Source organism: Streptomyces sp. KLMMK (assembly GCF_036961605.1).
GTDB lineage: Bacteria > Actinomycetota > Actinomycetes > Streptomycetales > Streptomycetaceae > Streptomyces > Streptomyces telluris.
The window spans coordinates 1-1,424 of record NZ_JBAMDC010000732.1 but is presented as its reverse complement, the minus strand read 5'-3'; the positions used below and the strand labels follow the sequence as shown (position 1 = coordinate 1,424).

Below are 1,424 nucleotides of genomic sequence, written 5' to 3'. Positions count from 1 at the left end.
TGTGATAGTGTGATGCGCCGGAAATCTGAGGTGTAAGTGGCTAGGGTGTTGTTATGTCGCCGGGGCCGAGTGCTGTTGAAGTTGTGTTGTCTGCTGAGGAGTTGGGCGAGCTGACACGCTGGGCATGTGGGGCGGAAGGTCCTCGTCTGGCTGAGCGGGCCCGGATTGTGCTGGCGTGCGCGGAGGGGCTGCCGACCATCCGTGTGGCCGAGAAACTCGGCGTGACAGCAGATACGGCCCGCAAGTGGCGCACGCGGTTCGCCGCTCGCCGGCTGGCGGGCCTGGCCGACGCGCCGCGGCTGGGACGGCGCAAGGCGGAGCTGGTGCTCAGCGAGGTGGAGCGGGCCCAGCTGACACGCTGGGCCCGACGGGCGAAGACCGCGCAGTACCTCGCGCTGCGCGCGAGGATAGTGCTGGCGTGCGCGGCAGGCGGGACGAACAAGCGGATCGCCGCCGAGCTCGGTGTCAGCCAGCAGTCGGTGACCCGCTGGCGCTCCCGGTTCGTCGCCCGCCGGCTGGACGGGCTGGCGGACGAGCCGCGGGCGGGCCGGCCGCCCTCCATCCTGCTGGACCAGGTCGAGGACGTGATCGTGGCGACGCTGGAGTCCACGCCGGGCAATGACACACACTGGTCGTGGGCCTCGATGGCGAAGCACTCGGGCCTGTCGAAGTCGACGATCGGGCGGATCTGGAAGCGGTTTGACCTCAAACCGCACCTGCAGGACGCCTTCAAGCTCTCCACCGACCCCCAGTTCGTCGCGAAAGTCGTCGACGTCGTCGGCCTCTACCACCACCCGCCCGAGAAGGCGGTGGTGCTGTGCGTGGACGAGAAGTCCCAGATCCAGGCGCTGAACCGGTCCCAGCCGGTGCTGCCGATGATGCCGGGCATGCCCGAGCGGCGCACACACGACTACCTGCGGCACGGCATCACCAGCCTGTTCGCCGCTTTCAACATCGCCGACGGCAGCGTCATATCGGAACCGCACCGTCGGCACCGGGCCCGGGAGTTCAAGAAGTTCCTGGTCACGATCGACAAGGCGGTGCCCGCCGGGCTCGATGTGCACCTGGTGTGTGACAACTACGCCACCCACAACACCGCCGAGATCCGGGCCTGGCTGGGCAAACACCCCCGCTTCCATGTCCACTTCACCCCCACCGGATCCTCGTGGCTCAATCAGGTGGAGCGGTGGTTCGGCCTGCTGACGGACAAGCTCATCCGCCGCGGCGTCCACACCTCCGTGAAGGCACTGGAGGACGACATCACCGCATGGATCGACACCTGGAACGAGAATCCGCGGCCCTTCACCTGGACCAAGACAGCCGACGAGATCCTCAAATCCCTCGCCGACTACCTCGCGAAGATCGTTCCACCCGACATCGAAAACACCTAGCCACTTACACCTCGGATTTCCGGCGCATCACAC

General features: G+C 66.8%; 1 protein-coding gene. It reads left to right on the top strand.

The features are described from left to right. Positions 1-53 precede the first annotated feature (53 nt). Positions 54-1,391 (top strand): IS630 family transposase, encoded by a 1,338-nt coding sequence (locus tag V7793_RS37555; protein WP_336014224.1) that lies wholly within the window; start codon positions 54-56, stop codon positions 1,389-1,391. The last annotated feature ends 33 nt before the right edge of the window (positions 1,392-1,424 follow it).

Bases quoted from the DNA above. Each gene is read 5' to 3' on its own strand.
- V7793_RS37555 (WP_336014224.1), top strand. From the start codon at position 54: ATGTCGCCGGGGCCGAGTGCTGTTGAAGTTGTGTTGTCTGCTGAGGAG.